The organism is Mesorhizobium salmacidum (SeqCode), from assembly GCF_037179605.1.
Classification (GTDB): Bacteria; Pseudomonadota; Alphaproteobacteria; order Rhizobiales; family Rhizobiaceae; genus Mesorhizobium; species Mesorhizobium salmacidum.
The window spans coordinates 20,067-43,535 of record NZ_JAPYKS010000019.1 but is presented as its reverse complement, the minus strand read 5'-3'; the positions used below and the strand labels follow the sequence as shown (position 1 = coordinate 43,535).

Genomic DNA, 23,469 nt, shown 5'->3' with positions numbered 1-23,469 from the left:
CTACGTGCGGCGCCTATGAAATCCGCTGGCCGTCCTCGTCGAGCAGAACGCAGCCCTCGGGATCGAATCCGAAGTCGGCCGTCTCGCCTTCGCGAAGGACGCGGCCATTGATCGGCGCGTTGGCGCGGAGGCTGATCTTGCCGCCGATGTCGATCTCGTAGATTGCGCTGCCGCCCAGATACGAGGCCGAGACGACACGGCCAGTGAGCCGGTTGACGCTCGTTCCAGCACCGACCGAAAATTTCTGCGGCCGCACCACGACGGTGACCTTGCTGCCGTCGCCAAGCGGCCTTGGACAAGCCACGTCGATCGTCTGGCCGGTGGCAAGCACCACCGCTTGGCCGGACCTGCTCACGGTCCCGGCAAGCATGTTGGCCTTGCCGAGGAAGTCGGCGACGAAGGCCGTGGCCGGCGTCTCATAGACCTCCTCCGGAGTGCCGATCTGTTCCACCGCGCCGGCGTTCATCACCACGATGCGATCCGACATGGAGAGCGCTTCTTCCTGGTCGTGCGTGACGAAGATGGCGGTGATGCCCGTTTCCTTCTGGATCTTCTTGATCTCGACGCGCATCTCCTCGCGCATGTTGGCGTCCAGCGCCGATAGCGGTTCGTCCAGCAGCAGCACCTGCGGCTCGAAGACGATGGCGCGGGCAAGCGCGATGCGCTGCTGCTGCCCGCCCGACAGCTGCGACGGCAGCTTCTTCTCGCTGCCCGGCAGCCGCACCATTTCGAGCGCCTTGCCGACCTTGCGGGCGATCTCTGGCTTCGGCACGTTGCGGTACTTCAGGCCGAAGGCGACGTTGTCGAACACGTTCTTGTGCGGGAACAGCGCGTAGCTCTGGAAGACCAGGCCGATGTTGCGCTTGTAGATCGGGACGTCGTCGACCCGCCGCCCATCGATCATGATCTGGCCGCCCGAAATATCGACCAGGCCGGCGATGGAGCGCAGGATCGTGGTCTTGCCGCAGCCCGAGGGGCCGAGCAAGGTGACGAAGCTGCCCTTGCGGATCGAGAGCGAGAAATCGCGCACCGCGACGAACTTGCCGTAGGCGATGTCGATGTCGCGGAACTCGACCGCCGGGCTGTTCGCCTCGGCGGCCGCGCTCGCGCCGGCTGCCCCGGCCAGGACAGGCCGGGGATGGAGTGTCGTGCCCTGGCTTTCAGGCACCTTTGGAAATCCTGTTCCACTGCTTGGTCCAGGCGTCCTCGTTGGTCGCCCAGTAGGTCGGATCGGCGAAGGTCAGCGACTTCATCGTGCCGGTCTTGTCGAACGCCGGCAGCTTCTCGATCTTCTCGGTCAGCTTGACCTTGTTCGGGTCGAGCGACGGCGGATAGCTCTGGCCCTCGGCCACCGCGATCGAGGTCGCCGGGTCGAGCATGAAGTTGATGAGCTCCTCGCACTCGGCCATGGGCGAGCCCTTCAGGATCAGCATGTCCTCCATCCAGGCATAGGAGCCGGCCGGATCGAGATAGCCGATCGGATGTCCCTGGTCCTGCAGCGCGGCGACCCGTCCCGACCACGCATCGGTCACCACGATCTCGCCCTTGGAAAGCAGGTCCATCAGTTCCGCGCCGGAGCTCCAGAACTTCTTGGCGAGGTCGCGCGTCTCGCGCACCTTGGCCCAGATGGCATCCATGTCCTTGAGGTTGTTGGGATCCTGCCCGGTGGCAAGCGCCGCATACCAGACGCGCGTCGTCATGTCGGAATAGCCGCCGACCTTGCCGGCATATTTCTTGTCGAGAAGCAGGGCCGCGCCTTTTTCCTTGGCTTCCTCCGGCGAGATCACCTTGGTGTTGTAGGCGATACCCGTCGTGCCGTAGTCGTAGGGTATGGCCGAAAGCTTTGGCGTCAGCTTGCGGAACGGCTCGATCATCGGCTGCAGCACATTCGCCATGTTGGGAATGTTGGCCTCGTTGATCTCCGAGGTCAGGCCGGCGTTCACATATTTGATGTAGTAGTTGACGCCCGAGGAATGGATGACCTGGTAGTCGCCGGGCTTGGCGGTCTTGATCTTGGTGATGATCTCGTCCTCGTCGCCGAACGTGCCCTGGACCACCTTGATCTTGGTCTTGGTCGTGTAGGGCTGGAAGGCGAACTTGTCGATCGCGTCCTGCACCGTGCCGCCCCAGCCATCGAAGCGAACCTCCTGGACAGCGGCGAGCGCCCGGCCCATCCATGGCATGGAAAGGCCCGCCGATGCCGCCGCGGCGGCGGTCAGTGTCAGGAAAGTGCGGCGGCTCAGGTCGCCATTGGCGTATCGGTCGTGCAGCCGTTCCAGCCGCTTCGTGGTGGTGAGTTTCATTGTGTTTCCTCCTTTGGTTCGCCACGTCTTCTCAGTTTTGTCAGGCTTTGCACGATCAGGCCGCCGATCAGCGGGATGCCGACGGTCACAAGGATCATCACGGTGCCGAGCGCGTTGATTTCCGGACTGATCGAGATCTTGAGCATGGAAAGGATCTGGGTGGGCATGGTCTCGACGCCGGCCGGCCGCCAGAACAGGCTGGCCGAGGTGTTGTCGAACGAGATGGTGAAGGCGAGCAGCGCGCCGCCCACCACGGCCGGAATGAGCAGCGGCAGCGTGATCTCGCGGAAGGACGAGAAGCGCGAGGCGCCGAGCGACAGCGCCGCCTCCTCATAGACGCGCCGGATGCCGATCATGCGCGCCTGCGCGATCAGCACCACATAGGGCACGGCAAGCAGGATATGACCGAGCACCAGCAGCAGCATGGTCCTCGGCTGGTCGACCGCCTTGATCAGCACCAGCAGGCCGACGCCGAGGATGGTTTCGGGCACCAGCGCCGGCAGGATCACCAGCGTGCTCAGCGCCTGCTTGCCGCGAAAATCGAAGCGCACCAAGGCAAACGCCGTGGTGACGCCGACGGCGGTGGTGACGATCGCGGTGACCAAGGCGATCCACAAGGACGTGCGAAAGGCGGCCAGCACCGCCTCGTTGGCCATCAGCTTGCCGTACCATTGCAGGCTGAAGCCGGTCATCGGGAAGCCGCCGAACATCGAGGCGTTGAACGACAGGATCACCGTCGCCACGATCGGCGCGAACATAAAGATGTAAACGCAGACCGTGACGAAGCCGGTCAGCCGCCAGGCCCATCTGCCTTCCTGCTTGCGCCGTGTTCCTCTCATCCGCCAAGCCCCGTCATCCGCCAAGCCCTTTGACGATCTGCGACATGCCCATGTAGCGCGTGTAGACGGCGGCGAAGAAGCCGAGCACGACGAACAGCACGATCGAAAGCGTGGCGCCCATCGGCCAGTTCAGCTCGCCCATGATGGTGTCGTAGATCAGGTTGCCGAACAGCGCGTCGCGGCCCGAGCCGAGAAGCTGCGGCGTCACATAGCTGCCGGCGGCCAGCACGAAGCAGAGCAGCAGGCCCGCCGCAAGGCCGGGCAGCGACAGCGGCAGCGTGACCTCTCGGAACGCCTGCGCGCTCGTGCAGCCCATCGAGCGGGCCGCCGAAATCAACGTGCGATCAATGCTCTCCAGGCTGACGTAGACGTTGAGGATCATGTAGGGCAGCAGAAAATGCAGCATGCCCAGGATGACCGCGCCCTCGTTATAGAGCATCGGCAACGGCTCGTTGATGATGCCCATTTTGAGCAGCGCGACATTGATGACGCCCTGTTCGCCCAGGATGTTGATCCACGAGAAGGTGCGGATGGTGAAGCTGATCCAGAACGGCACGATCAGCAAAAGCAGCAGCAGCCATTTGTGCTTGAAGGTCGTGGCCCAGATGAAATAGGCGGGGAAATAGCCGAGCACGCCGCAGAGCAGCGCCGTCATGGCCCCAACCCTCAACGTCTTCAGAAGGAAGCCGTGATAGTAGCTGTCGGTGAGGAATTCATGCCAGTTCGCGGTCGTCAACGCGCTCGTTTCCACGCCGGCGGTGACGAAGGTGAAGAAGGTGTAGGCGCCCATCACGGCGATCGGCAGCACCAGGAAAAAGATCAGCAGCAGGAGCACCGGTGCGACGAGCATCCAGGCCAGCCGTGGATCATACAAAGTCCATCGTCGTTTCATGAGCACCCGGACGTCCGCGCTTTCTTCGAAGCGCTATTTTGTTCCCGAGGCCAAGATTGGGTGATTGCGGGCCCGATGTCTACAGTCGGCGATTGAGCCAGTGGACTTCAACGCCTCGCCGGCTGCGAGAGACGTCGAAATTTGTCGGTAGACGGGGCGCCGTGCAACCCCGTCTTGCAAGCTCGATCGACAAACACGCCGAGGACGGCTGGTCGGCGCGCCTCAGCCCTTCGAGATGCCGCGCGCGATCAGCCGGGCAAGGCGCTCCGAGAATGCCCTGGCGTCGGCCGGCTTGTCGCCGTCGAGCACGCGCGCCTCGTCGTAGAGAAGGTGGGCGGCATCGTCCTTGAAGGCCTGTTCGTCGTCGCCGAGGCCGGCGAGCGCCAGGACGCGCTCGTGGCGCGGGTTGATTTCGAGGATCGGTTTGGCCGTCTTGTCGAGGCGGCCGGCGGCGTTGAGCAGCCGCTCGAACTGCCGGTCCGGACCATGTTCGGGCGCCACCAGGCAGACCGCGCTTTCGGTCAGGCGGTCGGAAGGCTTCACATCCGAGACGGCATCGCCAAGCGCCGCCTTGACGAAGGCCAGGAAGCCATCGACTTCGGGCGTCGCCGCGGTGTCCGGCTTCTTCGCATCATCGAGCAAGGGAATCTCGGAAAGTTCGGCCACGCCCTGCGTCACCGACTTGAACGGCTTGCCGTCGAACTCCGGCGCCATCGACGTCCAGAAACTGTCGACGGGGTCGGTGAGCAGCAGCACCTCGATACCGCGTGCCTTGAAACCTTCGAGCTGCGGCGAGGCTTCGAGCCGCGCGCGGTCGTCGCCGGCCATGAAGAAGATCGCCTTCTGGCCTTCCTTCATCGCCGAGACATAGTCGGCAAGGCCGCGCCAATTTTCGCCCGAGGTGGTCGAACGGAAGCGGGCGAGCTTCAAGAGCTGCTCGCGCCGCTCATGGTCCTCGTAGAGCCCTTCCTTGAGGACGACGCCGAAATTCTCCCAGATTTTGGCATAAGCCTCGGCCTCGTTCTCCGCCAGCTTAGCGAGATCGCCGAGGACGCGGTTGGTCAGGCCCTTGCGGATCGCGGCCAGCAGCGGGCTTTCCTGGATCATCTCGCGCGAGACGTTGAGCGGCAGGTCGGCGGAATCGACCAGCCCACGCATGAAGCGCAGGTAGCGCGGCAACAAATCGGCCTCGTCGGTGATGAAGACGCGGCGCACATAGAGTTTCATACGGCCCTTGCGGTCCTGGTCGAAGAGATCGAAGGGACGCGAGCCGGGCACGAAGGCCAGTACGCTGTATTCCTGCCGGCCTTCGGCGCGGAAATGGATGGTGGCGGCCGGCTCGTCATACTGGCCGGAGAGGCCACGGTAGAAATCGGTGTATTCCTCGGGCTTGATCTCACTCTTCGGCCTGACCCAAAGCGCCGTGCCATCGGCAATGTCGCGCGCCTCGGCGCCGGGTTTCTCGATCAGCGTGATCGGCACCGGCACGTGGCCCGACTGCGACTTGGCCAGTTGCTCGAGCCGGTAGGATCCCGTGTAGGACACGGCATCGTCCATCAGATGCAGCACGACGCGGGTGCCGCGCCTGGGTGCCGCTTCGAGCGGGGCGGGCGCGATCTCGTAGGAACCCTTGCCGTCGGACGACCAGCGCCAGGCCTCGTCGCTTCCCGCCAGGCGGCTGATGACGTCGACCCGGGTCGCCACCATGAAGGCGGAGTAGAAGCCGACGCCGAACTGGCCGATGAGCTGCGTGTCTTCGCTGGCATTGCCCGCACCGACGCGCTCGATAAAGGCGCGCGTGCCCGAGCGCGCGATCGTGCCCAGCGCCTCCGTCATGTCGTCGCGGCTCATGCCGATGCCGTTGTCCTCGACGGTGATCAGCTTGCTGTCGGCGTCGGCCGATATCGAGATGCGGGGTTTCGGATCGTCGGCCAGCAATTCCGGATGACTGACGGCCTCGAAGCGCAGCTTCTCGCAGGCGTCAGCGGCGTTGGAAATCAGTTCACGCAGGAAGACATCCTTATCGGAATAGACCGAGTGCACCATCATGTGCAGCAGCCGCGAAACATCCGCCTCGAATGCCTTGGTTTCCGTCGCTTTTGTGTCTGTCGTCATTGCCGAGTTTCCCACGCTGTTCATCCGCCCGCCGCGCCATGGCGCGTTCAGGACTTCCTTTCAACCATTTTCAACCGTGCTGGCAACCGCGTTCAGCAAGGCCAGCGCGCCGACAATATCGTCATGGGGTGCGGGGGCCGCAAGGGGGCGGAAACGGCGCTGACAGCGAAATAGCCGATCTCCCCCCGTGGGGGAGATTGGCAGCTTCCGCGCCCTACTTGCCCGCCATGTGGTCGGCAAGCGTCTGCGCCTGGGCAAGCAGTGCGGGGAAGACGGGGTTGTCGGGCAGGTTCTTGGCCATGCAGGCGCGGAAGTCGCTGTCGCCTTTTGCCCAGGCGGCGTCGGCGGCATCGGATGTATTGTCGTCGCCGTCGCCGGTGGCTTGCTTGACCAGTTTCTGCGCGGCGGCGTCGGCGGCGGTCCAGACCGCGTCGCAGGCCGCGATCTTCGGGACGGGGGGCGTCGCGGGCGCCTCGGCGATCATGACGCTGTTGCCCCTAACGAGCGTGACGACGACCTCCTGGTCGTAGTTCGGCCCGACATCCTGTGCCCAGCCGCCGAGGCGGGCAATCGCCATGTCGGCGCCATCGGGCGTCTTCAGGATGAAGTCGAGCGTGCCGGTGAAAGCGGCGTCGCTGCCGATGGCCTGGGTGTAGAAGGCATCGAGCTTCAGCGCCGCGTCGAAGCTGGTGGGCAGTTTGAGATCGGCATCCGTCTCGGCGGCGCGCGATTGGAGCCAGCGCTCGACCAGCCCGCGCGTCGATACCACGATGCTGGGGCCGTCCTCAGTGCCGTGGCGCAGCCCGTCCAGCATGCCAAAGCCGACATCGGAGGAACTGAGGCTTTCGATGTTGATCGTGCCGGCCGCCGGAAAACCCTTGACCGTGAAAGGCCCGAGAAGTGCCGAAAGGCGCTGCTCGAGATCGGCGCGGGCCTTTTCACTGGCAGCATCGAGTGTCTCGACGGGAGCGTTCGCGCTTTCCATCGCCGCGATGGCTGATACCGCCTTATCGCGCGCGGCGATGTAGTCGTCCTCCGGCGAAGCGGCATAGGCCGCACCGCCTGCCAGCGCGAACACCAAAGTCCAGACCAGACGCATCGTGGAACCTCCGTTTTTACAAGCTCTTCGCGTGGCTTGGTGGCGATTGTGCGGCGGTGATGCCTGCCGAGGCGTTGCAGATATCGGAGTACCAGGACAGCCTTCGCACGGTGGGAGGCCGTCATATGGAGAAGGACAATGAAACCTTCCGATTTCCACGCCGTTATGGCCGTTGTGGCAGACATCAAACCCAAACCGAAGCCGGCCGGCGGCGCCAAGCCAAACGGTGCCAGCAAGCCCCGCCGGGAGAAGGCACCCGATGTCGAGGCCGCCTCCGAGGTCGTGGGCGAGGCCGCACCGCCGCCAGCGGCGGGGGAACCCGATCCGCAACTGAGCCCCGAACAGGCCGAGCAGGCGCGCAAGAAATATCTGCTGAAGCGTTTCTGGATCAGCGCGCGCGGTTATTGGAGCCGCCGCGGCGACAAGCTCGCCTGGCCATTCACGATCGGACTCCTGATTATGATCTGCGTCAATGTCGGCTTCCAGTACGGGATCAATGTCTGGAACCGCTCGATCTTCGATGCCATCGAACAGCGCAATGCACCGACCGTCTATTTCCTGAGCGCCGTGTTCGTGCCGCTGGTGCTTGGAAGCGCCAGCCTCGTCGTCGCGCAGGTTTACCTGCGCATGACCATCCAGCGGCGCTGGCGCTCCTGGCTCACCACATCGGTCATCGGCCGCTGGCTCACCAATGGCCGCTACTACCAGCTCAATCTCGTCAGCGGCGATCACCAGAACCCGGAGGCCCGCATCGCCGACGATCTGCGGATCGCCACCGAATCGCCCGTCGATTTCGTCTCCGGCGTGCTCAACGCCTTCCTGGCGGCCTCGACCTTCATCGTCGTGCTGTGGACGATCGGCGGCGCGCTGACGCTGCCGATCGGCGGGGCCAACATCACCATTCCAGGCTTCCTCGTCATCACCGCGGTCATCTATGCGGCCATCACCTCCACCTCGATGGTGGTCATCGGCCGGCATTTCGTCGAACTCTCCGAGCAGAAGAACCAGGCGGAAGCGGAATTTCGCTACACGCTGATGCGTGTGCGCGAAAACGGCGAGAGCATCGCCTTGCTCGGCGGCGAGCAGGAGGAACGCAGCGGCATCGACAGGACTTTCGCCGGCGTGCTGAAGCGGTGGGCGATGCTTGCGGGCCAGCACATGCGCACGGCGCTGGTCTCTCAAGGATCGAGCCTGTTCGCGCCCGTGGTGCCGGTGCTTTTGTGCGCGCCAAAATTCCTCGAGGGCTCGATGTCGCTCGGGCAGGTCATGCAGGCGGCATCGGCCTTTGCCATCGTGCAGGGCGCGTTCGGATGGCTGGTCGACAACTACCCGCGTCTTGCCGACTGGAACGCCTCGGCACGGCGCATTGCCTCGCTGATGATGTCGCTCGACGGGCTCGAGCGCGCGGAAGAGAGCGACGCGCTCGGGCGCATCACTCGCGGCCAGACCAAGGACGATACGATGCTCAGCCTCAACAATCTCTCCGTGTCGCTCGATGACGGCACCGCCGTGGTCAAGGAAACCGAGGTCGTGATCCAACCGGGCGAGCGGCTGCTGGTGGCCGGCGAATCCGGTACGGGCAAGAGCACGCTGGTGCGGGCGATAGCGGGGCTGTGGCCGTGGGGTGGCGGCAGCGTCGATTTCCACCCCGGCAAGCGCTTGTTCATGCTGCCGCAGCGCCCCTACATTCCTTCGGGCACGCTGCGCCGGGCGGCCGCCTATCCAGGTGCCGCCGATGACTGGACGGTTCCACAGATCAGGGCCGCCCTCGACAAGGTGGGGCTCGCTTATCTCGGCGACCGGATCGACGAAGAGGCGCCATGGGACCAGACCCTGTCGGGCGGCGAGAAGCAGCGGCTGGCCTTCGCGCGGCTCCTCCTGCACGCGCCCGACATCATCGTGCTGGATGAGGCAACGGCGGCACTCGACGAGAAGAGCCAGGACAGGATGATGGAGACCATCATCCAGGAATTGCCCAATGTGACCATCTTGAGCGTGGCGCACCGGGCCGAACTGGAGGCGTTCCACAGCCGCAAGATCACGCTCGAGCGGCGCAAGGGCGGCGCCAAGCTCGTCAGCGATATCGATCTTGTCCCGCGCCGGCGCAGGGGCTTGCTCGGCCGCGCCTTGTGGGGTTCCGGTGGGCGGGCCGAAAAGCGCGGCGCCGACCGTAAAAAGACTTGATGGCCGTCAGGCGAGTTGGGCTTCCGCCGGGATGGGGCCGGCGCGCCCTTCCATCAGGCACGCAATTCCTCCCTGTGCGCCTCCGCGAGGTCGGCCATGCTGTCGAAGCGGAAGTCCACCTTCGGCATGTCGCCGGGATGCATCGTGGCCCCAAAACCCTGATCGGCGTGCCGGCGGTGGATCCAGCACGATGCCAGGCCCAGCCGGTTGGCGACGGTGTGATCGTGGAACAGGCTTTCGGCCGTGTGCAGGACCTCCTTGTCGCCAATCCCGAGCGTCGCAAGCTTTTCAAGCATATAGTCGAAATTCCGGGGCGACGGCTTGTAGGAGCCAATGTCCTCCGCCGTGTAGATCGCATCGAAATCGACGCCGAGCTTCCTGTTGCTGAAGGAGAAGCTCGTATTGTCGACATTGGAGAGGATGATCAGCCTGTAGTGCTTCTTGAGGTATTGCAGGGCGGCGGCGGTGTCGGCAAAGGCCGGCCAATCCTTCACGCTTTGGCCATAGGCGATGCATTCCTCCGGCGTGGCCACGACGCCCCATTCCTCGGCGAGCCGTTTGTAGACGACAGCGAGAAGATCGCAGTAGCGTTTTTGCGGCGTCCAGTTCTGCTGGCTGGATTCATGCCTTGCATGCGCCTGCAGGATCTCGTCGCGGCCGAGGCCGCGGCCAACCCGTCCGGTCAGCGGCTTCAGGGCTTCGATCATGCCGGATTCCCAATCTATGAGGGTGCCGTAGCAGTCGAAGGTCAGGGCCTTGAAATCAGTCAGCTTCATGGGGTTCACTCCCTTGGGGTCCATGGTTGGTTTGGTGCGGGATCACGACAAATCGGCCGGTTGCCCGATCGGGCCTAGACTTGTCTCGCCCTTGGATACCGTGCCGCGCGGCGACGTCAGCCAGACGCCGAACAGCGTCACCGCAAGGCCGAGGAACATCGCCGCCGAAAGCGGCTCGCCGAAGAGCAGCCAGGCCCAGAGCATCGTCACCGGCGGGCTGAGATAGATCACGCTGCTGACCTGCGCGGCGCTGTGGAGGCGCAGGCTCACATAGTAGACGCCGTAGCAGAAGAAGGTCGAAAACAGCACCAGCCAGGCGATGCCGAACCCGAACCGGCCATCAAGCGGCGGCATCAGCCCGCCATTCCAGCCCGCGCAGGCGGCAAAAAGCATCGCCGCCGTCAGGCATTGGATGCACAGGCCCTGGTGGATGGGCATGTCGATCGTCCCCATCCGTTTCTGCAGCACGGTCGCCAGGGCGAAAACCATCATGGACGCGATGGTCACCATATATGCCCAGCCCGGCGCCGTTCCGAAGCTGAGGCTGTTGAGCGAGACGATCAGCACGCCCAGCGCCCCGAGCGCCGTTCCGGTCCATTGCCTCGATGTCAGCCGGTGGCCCAGGATGGGCTGCGACAGTGCCGCGATGGCGAGGGGGACGAGGTCCGAGATCAGCGCGACCAGGCCGGTCGGTACGCGCTGGCCGATGGCAAGCGCGAAGCCGCCGAGATAGAGGAACATCATCGCCACGCCGAACGCCATCTGCCGCATCAGGGCGCGTGCGCCGATGCGCGGCCCGATCATGAGCGCGAAGGGCAGAAGGATCAGTCCCGACATCAAGGTCCGCCAGAACAGCACCAGCATGACGTCGGCACTCTCGCTGGCGTAGCGGATGCCGACGAAGCCGGAACTCCAGCTGACGACCAGCGCGGCCGCCATAAGCGGCCAGGCCAGGCGATGGGGCTGATGTTTCGGGAGCGTCATGCGGTCATTCGTTGAATGGGTCCGGGGTTGAATGCGTGCCGGGGCGGACTTATGGCGGTGCGCACGCGTTTGCACATGACAAATTTCGATGCATCCATGAAATTGCCACTAAATCTGGCATTTCAATTTGCCTGCGGACAGGTTCTGCGCGAGGATTTGGGAGCGCCGCTTTCGTTTCAAACGAGGATTGTCATGGCTGGAGTGACGAGCCGCCGCCTGGATGTCGATGCCTTGCGGGCGATGGTGGCGATCGAGAAACATGGCGGCGTCACCCGCGCGGCCGAGGTGCTGGGCCTGTCGCAGTCGGCTGTCAGCCACAAGATCAGGCGGCTGGAAGCGAGCCTCGACTGCGAAATCCTCAGCCGCAAGGCCAATGCGCCGATGTTCACCAGTTCAGGGCAGGATCTGCTGGACTATGCCAGGCGCATCCTGGGCATCCATGACGAGGCGATCCTGAGCCTGTCGAAAAGCACGCTGCAAGGAAAGATCGCGTTGGGGATGACCGAGGATACGACCTGCACGGACCTGTCGCGCATTCTTGGCCGGTTTCGCCGGCTCTACCCTGAGGTGAGCGTGCGCACGCAAGTGCGCATGAGCCTGGCCTTGCAGAAGCTGCTGGGCGAGGGGGCACTCGATGCGGCCATCATCCAGGTGTTCCAGCACGAGGTCCGGCCCACCGACATCCTGCTCTTCCGCGAGAGCCTGCATTGGGTGAAGTCGCCCGAGCTGATCCTGTCGAAAGGGGATCCGGTCCCGTTCCTGTCCTTCGACGACAACTGCTTCTATCGCCGTTGGGGCCTCGATCTCGGTCAGGACGAGGGAACGGTGTTCGAGATCGTATTCGAATGTTCGAGCGCCGCCGGCATCATCGCCGGCGTGACCTCCGGGCTCGGCGTCGCGCTGCTCAGCCAGCGGCACCTGCAGCCCGGCATGGAGATCGCCGACACGCAGTTCCCCAAGCCTCCGGACCTCGCCTACGTCATCCGCCGCGCCCGCAACCCCCGCAACCCCGCGCTGGAGACGCTGGTGAAGGAGATCGAGGCCGAGGTGAGACGCCACGGGACGCTGCAGATCGCGGTGTGAGGGGATGGCGGAGAGGCGTGGCGTTCTGGATTCAAGAAAGTCTTGCTTTTCCCTCCATGAGCCGATCGATGCTGGACGTCTGCTTTTGTGCCGCATCCATGACATGCGCGATGTCAATCGCTGATCCGAGCTGTCGGCGAAACGGGAGCGTGGCGCCTCAACGCCTTGCCCGCGCCGCCTCGGTCAATCCGACGCAATAGCCCGCTTCCTGCGGTGGCGGCCTTTTGAATTTCACACGGCAGCGGCTGGGATGGGTTGCGGAACGCAAGGAACGAGTCAGCCGGCGTTCGCGTTATTTAATCTCGAACTAATGGAGGTAACCGTGAGAAAGCTGATATTGGCATCTGTGCTCGCGCTTGCTGCCACAGCCGCTGTGACTTCACCAACCAAGGCGCAATTTCTGTTCTCACCGTTCGGTGGTTTTTTTGGTGGTTTCGGAGGCCCGCCATTCCCCTACCGACCCTATTACAATCCGTATTACAACCCGTATTACGGCCCATACTACGGCTCGTATTATCAGCCATATCGACCGTACTTCCGATACCACCACAGGTATTATCACCGGTACTATTACCCGCACCGGCATCACCACCACAGACGACATCACAGGCACTACTATCGGTAGATACGGTTGAGCCGTTGGTCAGGTCGACGATCCCTGTCAGGCGCGTTGGCAGGGAAGGAGGTCAAGCCCTCCCTATTCACCCGCTCATCATCTGGCGCGGTTCTTCGCGGACGGCTGCGATCTGTCCATGCCTTTCGATCCCTGGGCCGCTTTGACCAACCGATCCAGCACTGGGAAATCTTTCAAATCTCGATAGGGCGTCAGGTCGAGGTCGTGAGGGACGGCCTTCACCTTCTCCGCGTCGATGGGCTTCTCGTTGCTCTTCATCAGGGCCTGGTAGGCCTGCCATGAAACACGGGCTGCGCGGACGGCATCTCGCTCCGTCCGCAGCGCTATTTGGTGGGCATGCAGATAGTGAAGTCGCAATTTGTCCAAGAGCGATTTCTCGACCACTTCATGCGTGACCAAAAAGGGCGCAAGCCTTACGGCCCGGCCTTGCGACGCCATGGTGCGCGGTAAGTGGCGGTCGATATAGACGGTTCGTCCATCCTCGCTGTAACCGGCAAGATAAGGGATATCGAAATCGTGGTTCACCTCGACCCGCCGCTGCAAGGCAAGCACGACGTCTGTGAGGACTGCATTGTCCACATCTTCGGATTTGTGGCGGGCTTCGTCCTCGAGTTTCATCGGCAGCAACCTACAAGCAAACGTGCCACCCCACCAACGAGGCCCTTTCCGCATTGTTCCTTCCGATCGCAATCATGATGATGCCGCGCTCTCTGCGGTCTCGGAAGTTTCCTGTTGGGGGGCGCTCGATGCGGCCATCATCCAGGTGTTCAGCATGAGGTCCGGCCCACCGACATCCTGCTCTTCCGCGAGAGCCTGCATTGGGTGAAGTCGCCCGAGCTGATCCTGGCGAAAGGGGACCCGTTCCTGTTCCTGTCTTTCGACAACTGCTTCTATCGCCGATGGGGTCTCGATCTCGGCCAGGACGAGGGAACGGTGTTCGAATGTTCGAGGGCTTCGGCAATTTTTAGTGGCAGGCGATCTCTATCGCCCTGGCACACGCCCCGACAGATGGTGAAAGCAGCTAGCGGTTCAGAGCGAAACCGATAGACCTCCGTCGACGGCCAATACATGTCCATTGACGTAGGCGGCAGCATCTGAGGCGAGAAACACCGCGGCTCCACCGAGTTCCTCAGCCCGGGCCCAGCGGCCTGCAGGGGTCCGCGCTTCGACCCATTTGGTGAAGGCTTCGTCGTTCATTAGCGCGGTGTTGAGTTCCGTTGCGAAATACCCGGGCGCGATCGCGTTGATCGTGATGCCGTGACGGCCCATCTCAGCTGCAGTGGAGCGTGTCAATCCATGCAGGCCCGCCTTCGCGGCCACATAGGCATGAATGGTGGGACGGCCAAGGATCCCTGCAACCGATCCGGTGTTGATGATACGCCCAAACTTGTTGGGCAGCATCAAGCGCACGGCGTCGCGGATCATTCGAAAGCAGGACGAAAGATTGACGGCAATCACCCTGTCGAAATCCTCGTCCTCCCATTCCACCAACGGCCTGCGATGCTGGATGCCAGCGTTGTTGATCAGAATATCCAGACGGCCATGGCGTTCGACCATTCCTTCGAGCGATGCCTTCGAGATCGCCGCATCGGTGACATCGAACGGCAGGGCTTCGGCACCGATCCTTTCCGCCGCTGCTGACAGGGCGTGGATGTCGCGGGCATTGACGATCACCGTCGCGCCGTTCTCGGCAAGTGCCTTGGCCATGGCGAAGCCGAGTCCACGCGAAGCGCCCGTCACCAATGCGACACGGCCCTTGAGCGAGAACAATTGCGACATAAAGGTTCCTGTAGCAAGGGGCGGGAGCTTCCTCCCGCCCTTTAGACAAAAGCACTATTTGGCGACGCAGGTATCCGCTGTCTGTGGAGTACAAACGTCGAGGCCCGTGTAGGTCGGGTCAGCCGGCGGAGCCTTGCCGTCCTTCATATCCTTCAGTGCCATCATCGTCTTGTAGCCCATTTCGAACGGGCGCTGGCCAACCTGCCCGAGGGAGTATCCTTCCTTCATTTGTTCAATTTGGGTGGGCAAGGTATCGGCAACGACCAGCGCCAGTTCCTTCTTGGCGATCTTGTCCTTGTACGGTGCGACCGCAGCACGGTTGGCGTCGGGGATGAACTGCGGGAAACCACCGGTTGGGATGAACGCGTCGAGATTCGGGTTCTTCGCCATGATGTCTTCAAACTGCTGCACCGAAAGAGGAAAATCATCGTTGGTATAGAGCGGACAGCCTTCGATTTCGGTCCAGCCGTTCTGGCCGGTTAGCCGGTCCCCGGGTGAGGCGGCCGATTTGGTGCCCGAAAGCGTATCGCGAATGCCCTGCATGCGTTCATTGTGGTTGGCCGCCGCCGCGCCGCCCGATTGGATGCAGATCGTGCCCCCCTTGGGCTTGACCTGCATGGCCAGCTTGGCAAGGTTCACACCGATCTCATAATTGTGGGTGCCGATATAGGCGGCGCGAAGCTCCTTATTCTCGGGCAGGAGGTCGGAATCCCAGGTGAGCACCGGGATACCGGCTTCCTTGGCGGCCTGCAGCGCAACCGCCATCGCCGCGGCATTCGATGGCGACACGGCGATGCCGTCCACCTTCTTGGCTACGAGATCCTGCACGATCTGAACCTGCTCGTCGCCGCCGCCATGCTCGCCGGGGCCTATATACATGCACTCCACGGCGCCCTTCGATTCAGCTTCGGCTTTCTTGCAACCGTCGCGTGCCTGGTCGAAAAAGGGATTGTTCATGTTCTTCGGTACCAGGGCGAACGTATATTTCGCCTGGGCGCCGGAAACGGCGAGCACCATTGCGCCAAGCGCCACGGCCGCCGTCAGCAGATGTTTTTTCATGTCACGTTCTCCTCCTAGCTGGACGTCCCGCAGGCCTCCCGCCGGCGGGTTTCTAGCGGCTTTTCTTGGGCATCAAGACGGCCAGCGACTTGGCGAGAATGGATTTGCCGCCGGTTTGCATGCCCAGGAGAACCGCAAGAACGATGAAGGCGCCGACGAAGGCACCCTGCCAATTTGAATCGATGCCGGCCATCAGCAGAGCGTTCCTGATCACCTCCAGGAAGGCTGAACCGATGATCGCGCCGAAGGCCGTGCCGGCGCCGCCCATGAGGCTGGCGCCGCCAATGACTGTCGCGGCGATCACGCGCAGTTCGTACCCCTGGCCCATGGCGTTGATGGCTGAGCCGTTGTAGCCGAGGAGCAGGAGAGAGGCGAGCGAGGCGGTGAAAGCCGAGAAGACGTAGGCCTCGAATTTGATCCAGTCGACCGGAACGCCGGTGAGCCGTGCCGCGTCCTCATTGCCGCCGATGGCGAAGAGATGCCGGGCCCAGGCAGTAAAATTGAACACGAAGCCGACGATCAGGGCCAGAACCACCATGGTCCAGAATTGCGATGACAGTTCTGGTATCCAGTGCGGTGCCCAGTGCTCGGGCCCATGCAGCGGCCATCTCCACTGACCGATCGCTTTCACGATTGGAGCATCGGGGCCGAATTGGTAGAGCATTTGGTTGGCCGAAAATACGACGGCGAGCGAGCGCGCCGCGGACAGCATGCCCAGGGTGACCACGAAGGATGGCATTCCGACATAAGCGACGAAGAAACCATTGACCGCGCCGCAAGCCATACCGGCGAAAAGGCCGATGGCGAAGGCCACGTACCAGGGATAGTGCCAGGTCAGAAACAGGCCGGCGACAATGACCACGAGGCCCATGATCGAGCCGACCGACAGATCGATGCCACCAGTAATGATCACCACCGTCATGCCGAGCGCCATGATGCCGAAAGGTGCGAAGTTGCGCGTGACGTTGGCGGCGTTTTCGGAAGTCCCGAAGCTCGGTTCCATGGCAGTCATCCAGGTGACGAGTGCAATGAGCGCGATCGTCACCCAGAAGGGCTGACTTGACATCACACTTTGGAGCGCGGTCTTTTCCTTGGTCGGGACGAACTCAGACATGCCCGGTCGGCTGGTTTCCCGGGCGGACTCCCTGACGCTAACTGACTCCCGAGCACTATTCGCCACGGATGGCCCCCGTTATTAGTCCAGTGATTTCCTCGGGTGATGTGTCGCCGGCATCCTTGTCGGCAACCTTCGAACCCCGCCTGAGCACAATGATACGATCTGAGACAGCGAAAACGTCAGGCATGCGATGGCTGATCAACATGACGCCAACCCCTTGCGCTTTGAGGCGTCGGACCAATTCAAGCACTTCCGCCACCTGACGCACCGAAATAGCGGCGGTCGGTTCGTCCATCAGCACCAGCTTGGCGTTTGAAAGCCGTGTCCGCGCGATGGCTACCGCCTGACGCTGCCCACCCGACATCTTCCTAACGAGGTCGCTCGGCCGGGTTTCCGATTTCAGTTCCTTGAACAGCGATGCCGAACGCTCGATCATCGCCTGTTTATCGAGCACCTTGATTGGCCAGAAGCCCTTCTTCATCTCGCGGCCAAGAAAGACGTTCTGCGCGGCCGTCAAATTGTCGGCGAGCGCGAGATCCTGATAGACGACTTCGATACCTTTGGCCCGCGCTTGGACGGGTTTATGGAAGTGACAAACCTCGCCGTCCACGACAATTTCGCCGTCGTTCGGCGGGAAATTCCCGGCCACCGTTTTGACTATCGTCGACTTGCCGGCACCGTTGTCCCCCATCAGCCCCACGACTTCGCCTCGCTCCACTTGGAAGCTAACGTCCGTCAGGGCCTGGATGGCCCCAAAATTCTTGGAGACGTGACGAACCTCAAGTACCGGCATCGCGGTCCTCTCCGGACAACATTGCCAATTGTCCCGGCCATATGCAGGACAGCTAATCAGCGAAACGCTTTCAACACAATGATTTATTGGATTAGGATTTCCGGCGATCACCTTAACTGAGACGGCGGGAGAGGTTCGGTCTGGCGGATTGATTTCAGCCCATGGGTGGTGCGGAAATCGATGTCGCCTTCAGCCACCGCATCGCCCGCACCGAGGATGGTGGCGATTTGCGGAGGGTTCGCGACCTCGTCGAGCTTGCCGCGATTGGCGGGATTGGTGACCACCAGCTTTGCGCCGCTGTAGCCCAGGCGATGCTCGATCGCTTTCGGGCCGAAGGCGGTGAACAGAGGCTGGTAGACGGCGCCGATGCGCCAGGCGCCGAGGATCAGCGCCACCAGTTCGGGAATGCGCGGCAGCATGCCGGCAACGACATCGCCGGGCCGACGCCCAACCGCTTCAGTGCCGACACGCGCCGGTGTGCCGGCCGCAGCATTCGACATAGGCGTTGATGCCGGTCGCAGGGTCACCCCGCAGTCTGGCGATCTCATCCTTGATACGAAAGCCCGCAACGGCATCGTCATAGCGCGGCAAGCCGGCTTGTGTCGTGCTCATGAAAATCCTCCTGGCGGCGCTCCATGTCCCGTGGCGCGCTGTCACGGCGACATTGACACCAGACGGCGCCGATGGGCAACGATGGGTGCCTGTTCCTTTGTGTTGACGCAATTCCGGACGGAAAACCGCTACACACTTTTCCTGGAATTGCTCTTACAAGTTCGCCTCGGCGAAGATGCCTGCCGCCCAGTCGAGGAAAACGCGCAGGCGCGGCGAGAGCTGCCGGTTCTGCGGGTAGAGCGCCGACAATGGCGTGGGCGAAGGCGGGTACTCGGCCAGCACTTCGACCAGCGTGCCGTCGGCGAGGTCCTTCTCGAAGCGATAGCGCGGCGCCTGGATGAGGCCGAGGCCGAGCCGCGCCAAGTCGGCGGCGGTGTCGGAATTGTTGGCGGCGACGCGGCCGGGCAGCCTGACCTCGCGCGTCTTACCGCCGACGGTGAATTCGAAGGGCAGCACTTCGCCGGTGCGCGAGGAGACGAAGCCGACCGCCTGATGGCCATCCAGCGCGTCGGGGGAGGCGGGCGTGCCGTGGCGAGAGAGATAGGCGGGGCTGGCGCAGGTCATCTCGCGGATCATGCCAAGGCGCCGCATGATCATGCCGCTGTCGGGCGGTTCGCCGACGCGGATGACGCAGTCGACACCCTCGCGCACGAGGTCGACCAGCCGGTCGCTCTGGCCGATCTGCAAATCGATGCGGGGAAAGCGGACGAGGAATTCCGGCAGGCGCGGCAACAGGAAGGTGCGGGTGAGCAGCGTGCTGGCGTCGATGCGCAGCAGGCCGAACGGCTCGGCATCGCGGAAGGCGGCCTCGGCATCCTCGATCTCGGCCAGGATCGACAGGCAGCGCCGGTAAAAGGCCTCGCCGTCCTGCGTGGCGTTCACCTGGCGCGTCGTGCGCTCCAGCAGCCGGGCGCCAAGGTGCTCTTCCAGCCGCCGGACCGCTTCCGTCGCTGTCGAGCGCGGCAGGCCGAGATCGGCGGCGGCAGCGGTGAAGCTGCGCCGTTCCAGCACGCGAACGAAGAGCCGCATCATATCGAGCCGATCCATGGGCCTTTGTTCGCAGTTTCCGAATAGTTATGTCAAGAGATGGTTGATTATCCGGAAATTGGCCTCGCCTATATCCGTCTCACCGAGAAAACGGAGAGACTTCCATGACTTCTGACCAAACAAGTACGGGACAAACCAGGGCGGCGATCGTGACCGGCGCCTCCAAGGGCATCGGTGCGGCGATCGCGCGGCGGCTCACCCGCGACGGTATCGCCGTCGTCGTCAATTATGCGCGCGGACAGACGGAGGCCGAGGCGCTGGTGCGCGCCATCGAAGCCGATGGCGGCAAGGCGATCGCCGTGCAGGCCGACATCGCCGATCCGGCCGGCATCGCCAGCCTTTTCGATGCCGGCGAGAAGGCGTTCGGCGGCATCGACATCCTTATCAACAATGCCGGCATCATGAAGCTTTCGCCGATCGCACAGGCCGATGACACCTTCTTCGACACCCAGGTCGCGATCAATCTCGGCGGCGTGTTCCGTGGCATGCGCGAAGGCGCAAAACGCCTTCGCGATGGCGGCCGCATCGTCAATTTCTCGAGCAGCGTCGTCGGCCTCTACCAGCCGGGTTACGGCGTCTATGCCGCCACCAAGGCGGCCGTCGAGGCGATGACGCACATCCTGGCTAAGGAGCTTGGCGCGCGCGCTATCACCGTCAACGCGGTGGCGCCCGGGCCGGTCGAGACGGCGCTGTTCACGGACGGCAAGAGCGCGGCGCAGATCGAGGTCACGGCCAAAATGATCCCGCTCGGCAGGCTCGGCCAGCCCGACGACATTGCCGGCGTGGTCTCGTTCCTAGCCGGGCCGGACAGCGGCTGGGTCAACGGACAAATCATCCGCGCCAATGGCGGCGTGATCTGAGGCGGCGGGCCGCTGCTGCCTGCCGACCGGCTCCATCCCAAAACCTCAAACCAACCTCCAGAAACAAGGAACGATCATGCCGTTCGCCAATATCAAGATGCCGCAGGCGGCCCTCTCCAAGGCGCAGAAGGAAGACCTCATCCATCGGACCACAGCCATGTTCGTCGATTTTTTCGGCGAGGGCGTGCGGCCCTACACGATGGTGCTGGTGGAGGAAGTCGCCGACGGCGGCTATGGCCGCGCCGATGAGGTTTTCATCGTGCCGGAAGCTTTTCGCGCCAAGCAATAGGCCTCCGAACGCGATACCCGTCATATGACGACTGTGGCCGCGCGCACCAACGTCCGCCCGTTCGTGGGGGTATGGTGGCGGGGGCCGGGTGGGCAGCTCTTGGCTGTCCACCTGTCTCGCTTCGTTCAGGGCGGCGTCTCAAAACTGGCCCGCCGAACGGTGGCGTTTGTCACGCCGGCAGGTTCATCTGTTTTCGAAGGCTTTTGTCGAAAGCATTCGCGGGAACAAACCGTCGCAGCAGGTACAGGCGGCGCGCCTGCTTGCTGGCGGGATAGCGCAGCTTCGGCGATGTCGCGGTGGCCGCGGTGACGACCGCCTGGCCGACGATCTCGGGAGCATCGCCGGCTTCGATCGCACTGTTCCAGACCGCGGTCGCCGTTGCCCGTGCCTGATTATAGACGCTCATCATCCTGTCCGGCTTCGTCGCATTGTGATCGAGAGCGGTGCGGGTGAAGGCCGGTTCGACCAGCAGGACGCGAACACCGAAGGGACGGACCTCATGATCCAGCGATTCGGAATAGCCCTCGACGGCATGTTTTGTGGATGTATAGAGCGCGCTGAACGGGCTGGGGACAAAGCCGAGGACCGAGCTGATGTTGACGATCCGGCCGCTGCCCTGGCGCCGCATGATCGGCAGGACCTCGTTTGTGACGCGGATGAGACCGAAGACGTTGACGTCGAAAAGGGCCTTTGCCTGTTCGACCGACGATTCTTCGGCGCCCGCGATCAGTGCATTGCCGGCATTGTTGACGAGCAGGTCGATGCGCCCGGCCTGGCTTACGACCTCCGACACCATGCGTGCGACGGAGTCCGCATCGGTCACGTCGCAGCTCAGCATGGTGATCCCAGCCGGCGACCCGGTTGTGGCTTTCCGGCTCGTGCCGAAGACGCGGTAGCCGGCCGACAGAAGGGCCTTGGCCGTTGCAAGCCCGATACCGCCGGCTGCCCCGGTGACGACGGCAACGCCGCGATTTTTGGTACTCATTTCAATATCCTTAGATGCATGGTCATGGCGCTTGTGCTGACGGACCTGTCAGCCGCGCACGCTCAGGTGAAGCATGGGGTGATGTTCGTAATGGCCGGCGCCATTCCTCACGATGGGGTCTTGCGAGGTTATCGCCTGGATGTCCTGGTCCTCGGCGATCCGGTAGAGCGACAGGCCATAGCCGCCGCCTGGATCCATCACCGGACCATGGGCGACGATCAGTCCGCGATCGAGCAGTTCGTCCAGAAATGCGCCATGCTGCTTCATCCATTCCCGCTCGTCGCCGGTCATGGTCGCGAGAAAGTCGACGCGGGGCGGGATGTACTTGCACAGATAGAACTTCATATGGGAACTCCAGCGGCGCGATGTCCCGCCGTCACCTTCACTTTTCGGTGGAACGGCCTGGCGGGATCAGATACTATCAAATTAGTAGTAAGTCACTATCAAAATGGTATCGACGTGAAGAATCTTTCCAACCAGCCCTGTTTGATCGCCCGCAGCCTCGGCTCGGTGGGCGACACGTGGAGCATGCTGATCATGCGCGACGCCCATGCGGGGCTCAGCCGTTTCGACGAATTTCGCAAGAACCTCGGCATCGCCCCGACGATGCTGACCAGCCGGCTGGCAACCCTGACGGAGGAAGGGCTGCTGGAGAAACGGCGATATTCAGAGCGGCCGCCACGCGATGAATATGTGCTGACCCAGGCGGGTCAGGATTTGCTTCCCGTGCTGTTTTCGCTCGCCGCATGGGGGGCAAGGCACCGGGGCGGTGGCAATTTCACCCGGTTCTTCGACGCCGAGACAGGAACCGAAATCGACCCGGTCAGCATCGATCGCGGGACCGGAGCGCCGATAGGCAGCCGTCCCATCCAGATCGTGATGCCCAAGCGGCCTGACGAGCCGTCGGACTGACTGGCTGCGTAGCCTCCGCTCCGGAACGGACGGCGATATCTCGCCGGTAAGAGGGAAGGCGGGCGTTCGGATCAGCCGCTCTTCTTCGCGCCGACCCAGTCGACCGCGATCTCGGCGAACAGCCAGTCGCGAAAGGCCCTGATCTTCTTCTGGCGCAGCGCGCCTTCGGGATAGACGACGTAGTAGCTGGCCGCTGATTTCAACGCGAGGTCGAAGGGCCGGACCAGCCGGCCTGCCGCGAGGTCGGCCGAAACCAGCGCGCTGCGGCCGAGCAACACGCCTTCGCCATGCACGGCGGCCTCGACGGCGAAGGTGGCGGAATCGAAGCGCACGCCGCGTTTGGGGTCGATGCCTTCGACGCCGGCCTGTTCAAGCCATGTCGCCCAGTCGATGCGGAAGGCATCGTGGATCAGCTTGTGGTGCTTCAAATCCGCGGGCTGTCGCAGCGGATGGTCGCCTTCCAGGAGTTCGGGACTGCAGACGGGGAAGACCTCTTCATCAGCGAGGAATTCCGCCGTCACCCCGGTATAGCCGCCACGGCCGTAGCGGATGGATATGTCGATGCCGTCGCTGACGAAATCGGCCAGCACGCCGGAGGTCGCCAGCCGCACGTCGATGTCGGGATTGGCGCGATGAAAGCGATGCAGCCTCGGCACCAGCCAGCGGCCAGCGAAGCCGTCCGATGTGCTGACGTTGAGGACGCGGGTCGAGCGGTCGGGCGTGGCGGCGATGGTGGCGGCGGCGATCTGGTCGAGCGCCTTGCCGACCTCCGCCGCATAGGCCGCGCCGACAGCGGTGAGGCGCACGGAGCGCGTGCCGCGATCGAAGAGCTGGATGCCCAGCCTGTCCTCGATGTTGCGAATGGCGCGGCTGACCGCGCCATGGGTGAGGTTGAGCTCTTCGGCGGCCTTGGAGAAACTCAAATGTCTCGCGGCCGCGTCGAAGGCGGGCAAAGCGGTGAGGGGCGGCAATCTGCGCGGCATGGTTCGACCTGTGAGCGTTGCTCACAAATCCTGCACAAAGAGTCGTTTGTCGTCTAGCCGCGAATGACCCAATATTCAGGCGTACCAAGCATCCATACCGGACTTCCGGTTCATCGATGCGCCG

Annotated in this window: 22 protein-coding genes and 2 pseudogenes; 6 read left to right on the top strand and 18 right to left on the bottom strand. The window is 63.1% G+C overall.

What is annotated here, in order from left to right:
* Positions 1-13 precede the first annotated feature (13 nt).
* The 6 genes from O7A60_RS23500 to O7A60_RS23475 all read right to left on the bottom strand — a co-directional run bounded on the left by O7A60_RS23500 (position 14) and on the right by O7A60_RS23475 (position 7,248).
* Positions 14-1,168: an ABC transporter ATP-binding protein gene (locus tag O7A60_RS23500; RefSeq protein ID WP_337108207.1), complete on the bottom strand. Its 1,155-nt coding sequence runs from the start codon at positions 1,166-1,168 to the stop codon at positions 14-16.
* Positions 1,161-2,303 carry an ABC transporter substrate-binding protein gene (locus O7A60_RS23495; protein ID WP_027144254.1) on the bottom strand — a complete coding sequence of 381 codons (1,143 nt, stop codon included), beginning with the start codon at positions 2,301-2,303 and terminating at the stop codon, positions 1,161-1,163. Before O7A60_RS23495 ends, O7A60_RS23500 begins: the two co-directional genes overlap by 8 nt.
* Complete coding sequence (locus O7A60_RS23490; RefSeq protein WP_337108206.1) at positions 2,300-3,142, bottom strand: ABC transporter permease; 843 nt, start codon at positions 3,140-3,142, stop codon at positions 2,300-2,302. Before O7A60_RS23490 ends, O7A60_RS23495 begins: the two co-directional genes overlap by 4 nt.
* Positions 3,143-3,155: 13 nt before the next feature.
* Positions 3,156-3,992, bottom strand: a complete 837-nt coding sequence (locus tag O7A60_RS23485) for an ABC transporter permease (RefSeq protein WP_337108205.1) — start codon at positions 3,990-3,992, stop codon at positions 3,156-3,158.
* Between the two features lie 264 nt (positions 3,993-4,256).
* Complete coding sequence (htpG, locus tag O7A60_RS23480; protein ID WP_337108204.1) at positions 4,257-6,149, bottom strand: molecular chaperone HtpG; 1,893 nt, start codon at positions 6,147-6,149, stop codon at positions 4,257-4,259.
* Between the two features lie 214 nt (positions 6,150-6,363).
* The gene (locus O7A60_RS23475) at positions 6,364-7,248 is read right to left on the bottom strand and encodes a hypothetical protein (protein ID WP_337108203.1); all 885 of its coding nucleotides are present in this window, start codon (positions 7,246-7,248) and stop codon (positions 6,364-6,366) included.
* Positions 7,249-7,422: 174 nt separating this feature from the next.
* On the opposite strand from O7A60_RS23475, the gene O7A60_RS23470 reads away from it, so the two are divergent.
* Positions 7,423-9,432: an ABC transporter ATP-binding protein/permease gene (locus O7A60_RS23470; RefSeq protein WP_337108280.1), complete on the top strand. Its 2,010-nt coding sequence runs from the start codon at positions 7,423-7,425 to the stop codon at positions 9,430-9,432.
* 53 nt (positions 9,433-9,485) lie between these two features.
* Here O7A60_RS23470 and O7A60_RS23465 read toward each other — a convergent pair whose 3' ends face one another.
* Together O7A60_RS23465 and O7A60_RS23460 are read right to left on the bottom strand one after the other, a co-directional pair.
* Positions 9,486-10,208 (bottom strand): haloacid dehalogenase type II, encoded by a 723-nt coding sequence (locus tag O7A60_RS23465; RefSeq protein WP_337108202.1) that lies wholly within the window; start codon positions 10,206-10,208, stop codon positions 9,486-9,488.
* 42 nt (positions 10,209-10,250) lie between these two features.
* A complete protein-coding gene (locus O7A60_RS23460) occupies positions 10,251-11,192 on the bottom strand; it encodes a DMT family transporter (protein ID WP_337108201.1) in 942 nt (313 codons plus the stop codon).
* A 192-nt stretch (positions 11,193-11,384) separates the two neighbouring features.
* Here O7A60_RS23460 and O7A60_RS23455 point away from each other — a divergent pair, with 192 nt between their 5' ends.
* A complete protein-coding gene (locus tag O7A60_RS23455; protein WP_337108200.1) occupies positions 11,385-12,275 on the top strand; it encodes a LysR family transcriptional regulator in 891 nt (296 codons plus the stop codon).
* Positions 12,276-12,987: 712 nt separating this feature from the next.
* On the opposite strand, the gene O7A60_RS23450 is transcribed toward O7A60_RS23455, so the two are convergent.
* On the bottom strand, positions 12,988-13,527 hold the full coding sequence (locus O7A60_RS23450; RefSeq protein ID WP_337108199.1) for a hypothetical protein: 540 nt from the start codon (positions 13,525-13,527) through the stop codon (positions 12,988-12,990).
* Positions 13,528-13,645: 118 nt separating this feature from the next.
* On the opposite strand from O7A60_RS23450, the pseudogene O7A60_RS23445 reads away from it, so the two are divergent.
* A pseudogene (locus O7A60_RS23445) lies at positions 13,646-13,878 on the top strand (LysR family transcriptional regulator); the annotation flags it as partial.
* Between the two features lie 60 nt (positions 13,879-13,938).
* On the opposite strand, the gene O7A60_RS23440 reads toward O7A60_RS23445, so the two are convergent.
* The 6 genes and pseudogenes from O7A60_RS23440 to O7A60_RS23415 form a co-directional block, all read right to left on the bottom strand.
* The gene (locus O7A60_RS23440) at positions 13,939-14,688 is read right to left on the bottom strand and encodes a glucose 1-dehydrogenase (protein ID WP_140508690.1); all 750 of its coding nucleotides are present in this window, start codon (positions 14,686-14,688) and stop codon (positions 13,939-13,941) included.
* A gap of 54 nt (positions 14,689-14,742) precedes the next feature.
* On the bottom strand, positions 14,743-15,747 hold the full coding sequence (locus O7A60_RS23435) for a sugar-binding protein (RefSeq protein WP_027144265.1): 1,005 nt from the start codon (positions 15,745-15,747) through the stop codon (positions 14,743-14,745).
* A gap of 52 nt (positions 15,748-15,799) precedes the next feature.
* Positions 15,800-16,861, bottom strand: a complete 1,062-nt coding sequence (locus O7A60_RS23430; protein ID WP_140508635.1) for an ABC transporter permease — start codon at positions 16,859-16,861, stop codon at positions 15,800-15,802.
* 55 nt (positions 16,862-16,916) lie between these two features.
* Positions 16,917-17,657 carry an ATP-binding cassette domain-containing protein gene (locus O7A60_RS23425; protein ID WP_337108198.1) on the bottom strand — a complete coding sequence of 247 codons (741 nt, stop codon included), beginning with the start codon at positions 17,655-17,657 and terminating at the stop codon, positions 16,917-16,919.
* Between the two features lie 170 nt (positions 17,658-17,827).
* Positions 17,828-18,275, bottom strand: a pseudogene (locus tag O7A60_RS23420) (AMP-binding protein); the annotation flags it as partial.
* 147 nt (positions 18,276-18,422) lie between these two features.
* The gene (locus O7A60_RS23415) at positions 18,423-19,316 is read right to left on the bottom strand and encodes a LysR family transcriptional regulator (protein ID WP_337108196.1); all 894 of its coding nucleotides are present in this window, start codon (positions 19,314-19,316) and stop codon (positions 18,423-18,425) included.
* 104 nt (positions 19,317-19,420) lie between these two features.
* Between O7A60_RS23415 and O7A60_RS23410 the strand changes: the two genes are divergently transcribed.
* Both O7A60_RS23410 and O7A60_RS23405 read left to right on the top strand, forming a co-directional pair.
* Complete coding sequence (locus O7A60_RS23410; RefSeq protein ID WP_337108195.1) at positions 19,421-20,176, top strand: SDR family oxidoreductase; 756 nt, start codon at positions 19,421-19,423, stop codon at positions 20,174-20,176.
* A gap of 76 nt (positions 20,177-20,252) precedes the next feature.
* Entirely contained in the window at positions 20,253-20,465 is a 213-nt protein-coding gene (locus tag O7A60_RS23405) for a tautomerase family protein (RefSeq protein WP_337108194.1), read from the top strand.
* Positions 20,466-20,634: 169 nt separating this feature from the next.
* Here O7A60_RS23405 and O7A60_RS23400 read toward each other — a convergent pair whose 3' ends face one another.
* Entirely contained in the window at positions 20,635-21,450 is an 816-nt protein-coding gene (locus O7A60_RS23400; protein WP_337108193.1) for an oxidoreductase, read from the bottom strand.
* Between the two features lie 48 nt (positions 21,451-21,498).
* Positions 21,499-21,795: a YciI family protein gene (locus O7A60_RS23395; RefSeq protein ID WP_337108192.1), complete on the bottom strand. Its 297-nt coding sequence runs from the start codon at positions 21,793-21,795 to the stop codon at positions 21,499-21,501.
* Between the two features lie 114 nt (positions 21,796-21,909).
* Here O7A60_RS23395 and O7A60_RS23390 point away from each other — a divergent pair, with 114 nt between their 5' ends.
* Positions 21,910-22,362, top strand: a complete 453-nt coding sequence (locus O7A60_RS23390; protein WP_337108191.1) for a winged helix-turn-helix transcriptional regulator — start codon at positions 21,910-21,912, stop codon at positions 22,360-22,362.
* Positions 22,363-22,433: 71 nt separating this feature from the next.
* Here the strand turns inward: O7A60_RS23390 and O7A60_RS23385 are convergent, their stop codons facing one another.
* Complete coding sequence (locus tag O7A60_RS23385; protein ID WP_337108190.1) at positions 22,434-23,345, bottom strand: transcriptional regulator GcvA; 912 nt, start codon at positions 23,343-23,345, stop codon at positions 22,434-22,436.
* Positions 23,346-23,469: the final 124 nt, after the last annotated feature.

Coding starts and splice junctions, on each gene's coding strand:
- O7A60_RS23495 (WP_027144254.1), bottom strand. CDS start 2,303: ATGAAACTCACCACCACGAAGCGGCTGGAACGGCTGCACGACCGATAC.
- O7A60_RS23410 (WP_337108195.1), top strand. CDS start 19,421: ATGACTTCTGACCAAACAAGTACGGGACAAACCAGGGCGGCGATCGTG.
- O7A60_RS23440 (WP_140508690.1), bottom strand. CDS start 14,688: ATGTCGCAATTGTTCTCGCTCAAGGGCCGTGTCGCATTGGTGACGGGC.
- O7A60_RS23400 (WP_337108193.1), bottom strand. CDS start 21,450: ATGAGTACCAAAAATCGCGGCGTTGCCGTCGTCACCGGGGCAGCCGGC.
- O7A60_RS23415 (WP_337108196.1), bottom strand. CDS start 19,316: ATGGATCGGCTCGATATGATGCGGCTCTTCGTTCGCGTGCTGGAACGG.
- O7A60_RS23430 (WP_140508635.1), bottom strand. CDS start 16,861: ATGTCTGAGTTCGTCCCGACCAAGGAAAAGACCGCGCTCCAAAGTGTG.
- htpG (WP_337108204.1), bottom strand. CDS start 6,149: ATGACGACAGACACAAAAGCGACGGAAACCAAGGCATTCGAGGCGGAT.
- O7A60_RS23485 (WP_337108205.1), bottom strand. CDS start 3,992: ATGCTCGTCGCACCGGTGCTCCTGCTGCTGATCTTTTTCCTGGTGCTG.
- O7A60_RS23460 (WP_337108201.1), bottom strand. CDS start 11,192: ATGACGCTCCCGAAACATCAGCCCCATCGCCTGGCCTGGCCGCTTATG.
- O7A60_RS23465 (WP_337108202.1), bottom strand. CDS start 10,208: ATGAAGCTGACTGATTTCAAGGCCCTGACCTTCGACTGCTACGGCACC.
- O7A60_RS23475 (WP_337108203.1), bottom strand. CDS start 7,248: ATGCGTCTGGTCTGGACTTTGGTGTTCGCGCTGGCAGGCGGTGCGGCC.
- O7A60_RS23450 (WP_337108199.1), bottom strand. CDS start 13,527: ATGAAACTCGAGGACGAAGCCCGCCACAAATCCGAAGATGTGGACAAT.
- O7A60_RS23395 (WP_337108192.1), bottom strand. CDS start 21,795: ATGAAGTTCTATCTGTGCAAGTACATCCCGCCCCGCGTCGACTTTCTC.
- O7A60_RS23490 (WP_337108206.1), bottom strand. CDS start 3,142: ATGAGAGGAACACGGCGCAAGCAGGAAGGCAGATGGGCCTGGCGGCTG.
- O7A60_RS23435 (WP_027144265.1), bottom strand. CDS start 15,747: ATGAAAAAACATCTGCTGACGGCGGCCGTGGCGCTTGGCGCAATGGTG.
- O7A60_RS23455 (WP_337108200.1), top strand. CDS start 11,385: ATGGCTGGAGTGACGAGCCGCCGCCTGGATGTCGATGCCTTGCGGGCG.
- O7A60_RS23385 (WP_337108190.1), bottom strand. CDS start 23,345: ATGCCGCGCAGATTGCCGCCCCTCACCGCTTTGCCCGCCTTCGACGCG.
- O7A60_RS23425 (WP_337108198.1), bottom strand. CDS start 17,657: ATGCCGGTACTTGAGGTTCGTCACGTCTCCAAGAATTTTGGGGCCATC.
- O7A60_RS23405 (WP_337108194.1), top strand. CDS start 20,253: ATGCCGTTCGCCAATATCAAGATGCCGCAGGCGGCCCTCTCCAAGGCG.